2 protein-coding genes are annotated in these 4,398 nt (G+C 32.1%); both read left to right on the top strand.

Annotation, left to right across the window (positions count from 1 at the left end; genetic code table 11):
* Nucleotides 1–456 precede the first annotated feature (456 nt).
* Nucleotides 457–579: a hypothetical protein gene (locus tag ABIK75_06750; GenBank protein MEO0090781.1), complete on the top strand. Its 123-nt coding sequence runs from the start codon at nucleotides 457–459 to the stop codon at nucleotides 577–579.
* Between the two features lie 721 nt (nucleotides 580–1,300).
* Nucleotides 1,301–4,398, top strand: a 3,098-nt coding sequence (locus ABIK75_06745) for a S8 family serine peptidase (protein MEO0090780.1), incomplete at its 3' end; no start/stop codon positions are given.

Raw genomic sequence — 4,398 nt, 5'->3', positions numbered from 1 at the left:
GGGGGTATCTCTACTCTTTGGGAATGTTAAAACTATTGTTAAAAGGATTAACAATAAATTTATTAAGGATAATAATCATAATTTTATTAACGGGAATAAACATCGATTTATTAATGGGGATAATAATTTTATCTTTTACAATTGGGTAGGAGTTATTAAATCTATGGAGGTAGCACTATCTTGATTGGACCATCTAATAAAAGGATAACAAAATGGGATGTTAAAGAAAAGTTCTATTTCAATATTTTTGATGAGAAAATAATAATCCATAATAATTTTCATTCATTTAGATACCAGAAAGGTGGTTAAAGAAAGGTATAACCTTGAGCATCTATTATGGAGTATTTAAGGTAAGTACTCTCCAAATTCGAGTATGAGAGTTGGTATTTAGCGATTTTATATTGGCAAAGAGTAAGGAATTTGGCTATAGGAATATGGCAGAGGATGGTTTCTGTTATGAGTTTTACAAAAATGGGAGTTAAAGAGGCAGCAATTTATAAAACTCCTACAGGCAGGTTTTTGCTTCCGGAAAAAATAATTAAGGAATATAATTTATGGCAATTCATAAAAAATAATTGACATAATTGATAAAATAATTAAATTTAGAATCTGGTAAATTAAAGGGGCAAAGATGAAAGTAAATAATTCAAAATTCTTTCTTTTATTTTTGTCCTAATTTTTCTTTAATTGCTACATCCTTATTTTTATGGAGAAATTTTCACAACCAAAGGGATTAGAATAGTGAATCAACTTTTCTTTTGACCTTCTTCAATAATCTTCATAAAACCTTCTATTTTTAGAAGACTGTATTGTGATAAAGAAAAATATGAAAATCAATTTCTATCAACAAATTAATTAATAACACATTTTTTTAAACACCGAAGCAGGGAAGGAGAGTGCTATAGAGATAAGATATAAGTTTCTAAGGTTAGCAACAACGATTTTAAAAGGATCAAAAAAAGACAAACCTTAAAAGGAGACAGATATAATTCTAAAAAGAAGGCAGTTAATAATTTTGTAAGAGTTTCTACTAATAAATTTCCAACGAAAAGCATAAACAATCTTTTTGTTAATTAGGTACTTTTGTAATCAAGTTGATGGGAAGTTAAAAATGATGGATAACAGTATTCCGATACCAAAAGAGTTTATCAAAATAGATAAACTGGCTGAGTTTTCAGTGAAGAAAAACTTTTGGGAATGAATAACAAAAATATTTGTTCGGCTTTTATATTGATAAAAGAAATTAAAGCATTATAATTTTAGAAAAATTGGTTTAAGATATACTTAAAAGGAGGAAAAAATGAAGAGAATAATTGTATTTTTAATTCCTTTAATTATTTTTGCTAAAAATCCATTAGCACCAAAAAATTTTGGTTTCTATTCACCAACTGCTAACTCTAACGATTTTCAAATCGGTTTTTGGGATTTACCAAAATTTGATCCATTATTTTCTTTACCGTCATTATCAAAAGATTTAATTATTGACTCTTATCCCCAAGATGGTCTTGGGTATTATCTTATTCAATTTAATGGTCCGGTTTATCGTTATATGGTAGAGGAAATAAGGAATCTTGGTGTCTTAACTTTGGGCTTTCATTCTCGTTATCTTTTAATTGGCAAAATGGATAATAAAATAAAAGAGAGGGTAGAGAAATTACCTTATATTCGTTGGGTTGGAATTTATCAACCAGGTTACAAATTTGCGCAAACAATTTTAAAAGATAGAGAATCAGGAATTCTTACTTTAACTTTATTCTATCCCGAAGATTTAATTTCTGCGGTTAATGATTTAACTAATAAAGATTTTAAGATTATTCGTTATGCTCAGTCAGAATATTTTAAAGTTATTGAAGTAGAAGCAAAAAGAGAGGATATACCAATTTTAGCTAGTTTGCCTTATATCTTTTCTATTGAAGAATGGCATCCACCAGAATTGGAAAATGCTAATTGTCAATGGGTAATTCAAACTTGGGCACAAGAAAACAGAAGAATTTGGGAGCAAGGGATTTATGGAGTGAATGAGATTTTGGGATATACTGATACTGGTTTAGATATTTTACATTGGGCATTTTATGATCCGAATGTTAGTATTTCTGATACTGGTGAATATCTCAATCACCGAAAAGTAGTATTTTTCAAAAATTGGGAAACCTATCAAAGACCTTCGGACCCCGATGGCCATGGAACCCATGTTGGTGGCACAATTGGTGGAAACGATTCTTTAATGGGCGGAACAAATCCTAACGATGGTCATTCTAAGGGATGTCGGATTGGTATTTTAGCACCGATACCTCAACCAACTGGTTGGGATTTAACAGGTCCTTTTAATAAGATGACAAATTGGTTAAGAAATCCTGAATTAAAAGTATATACTATTTCTAATTCCTGGTGGACAGGAACAATGGGGCAGTATACAAATGCGAGTGCTTCGGTTGATATATTTTCTTGGGTAAATAAAGATGTAATAATTATAAAATCTTGTGGTAATCAGGGGCAATCTACTCAATATCGGATAACCGAACCAGGAAATTCCAAGTCAATAATTGCTTGTGGCTCTCTCCAAAATGGTTTAAATTCTACGGTCTTATCAAGTTATTCTTCTCGTGGACCAGCACCTGATGGAAGGATTAAACCGGATGTTTGTGTGCCTGGCGAAGGTATTTATTCTGCTGATGCGGGAACACAAAACGGTTATGTTTCAATGAGTGGAACGAGTATGGCAGCACCAGCAGTAAATGGTGCTTGTGGTCTAATAAGAAGTTATCTAAAAAGAGGATTTTATCCTTCTGGTGTTCCTAATCCTGATGATTCTTTCCCTTATATATCTGCTTCCTTAGTAAAAGCCTGTTTAATTGTTTCTTGTGACCCAAATATTGGAAATTATGTTATTCCTTCCGAGTATGTTGGCTGGGGAAGGGTAAATCTTGATTCAGTTTTATATTTTGCTACTCCCGTTCCTGATAGAAGAAAACTTCTTTTATATGATGATACAATTGGTTTAAGAACTGGCGAATATGTTGAATATGAATTTGAAGTGAATGATAATATTCCTCTAAGAATAGCCGTTGTATGGACTGATACTGCTGCGGCACCAGGTGCTAATCCAGCATTGATTAACAATTTAGATGTTTTGTTGACTTCACCATCAGGTAATTTTTATAAAGGAAATATTTATCAAAATGGTCAATCTGTTCAAAATCCTACTCAGCCATACGATAACATAAATCCCTTAGAAGTATTTAGGATTAATCAACCAGAATTGGGAAGATGGAATTTAAAAATAATGGCACAAAATGTTGTTACTTCTATTCCTCAACCTTATTCAGTAGTAATTACTGGTGGTATTCAATTAAGACCAAGAACAGGAGTCAGGTATCTTGCTCATTATTTAATTGATGAACCGCCAATGGGAAATGGTGATAGAATATTAAATCCTGGCGAAGAGGTTGAGATACCAACTTGGTTTAAAAATCATAACGATTACGAAGTTGAAGGGGTAAAAATTTATTTAAGGTTAAGACAACCTGATACCAATGTTGTTATCTTAGATTCCTTTAAATATTTTTCTTCCATTGCTCCTTTTGATTCTGTATTTACTGGTGAAGATGGGTTTAATATTCGGGTTTCCGAAAATCTTCCTAATGGTTATTCAATTCCTTTAGTTTTTTCTATTGAAGATACCTTAGATTCGATTTGGGAATCGAGGTTGACCTTGTATGTTGGTACACCAATCTTAGTTAATCGAGAAGTTGTCGTTTATGATTCACCACCAAATGGAAATAATAATGGCAGACTTGATCCGAATGAGATTGCTTCTTTAACAATTGGTATAAAAAACCAAGGACTTGGTAATGGTTATAATGTCTATGCTGTCTTGAAGTCTCTTGATGAAAGACTAATTATCTTGGATTCAATTGGAATTTATGATACAATTTTTAAAGATTCGACTAAGTTTAATAATCAAGATAAATTTGTTGTTCAAACTTTACCCAATATTCCCCCAGAGACACCGATCCCATGTAGTTTAAGAATTTATTCTGACCAATATATTTTCTCCTCTTATTTAACAATTGTCATTGGTGAATTAAGGATTACCGACCCAATACCGGATAATGCTTCACCAATAAGATATTGGGCATATGATGATGTTGATAGTTTTTATGTTGAATGTCCAGATTTTGAATGGGTTGAGATAAGAGGTGTTGGTGAGAGATTACCCATAAGCAGTGATGATCAAACAATTAGAATTCCTTTACCATTTCCGATTTATTATTATGGAGTAAGGTATAGCGATTCTTTATCGATATGTGGCAATGGTTGGATAAGTCCGATAAGGACAACATCAACTGTGTATACTAATCAGCCGTTGCCTGACCCGACATCAACAAATCCAAGTGC

Source organism: candidate division WOR-3 bacterium (genome assembly GCA_039801725.1).
Classification (GTDB): Bacteria; Hydrothermota; Tepidihabitantia; order Tepidihabitantales; family DTDR01; genus DTDR01.
This window is presented reverse-complemented; position numbering and strand designations above follow the sequence as displayed.

Bases quoted from the DNA above. Each gene is read 5' to 3' on its own strand.
- ABIK75_06750 (MEO0090781.1), top strand. From the start codon at position 457: ATGAGTTTTACAAAAATGGGAGTTAAAGAGGCAGCAATTTATAAAACT.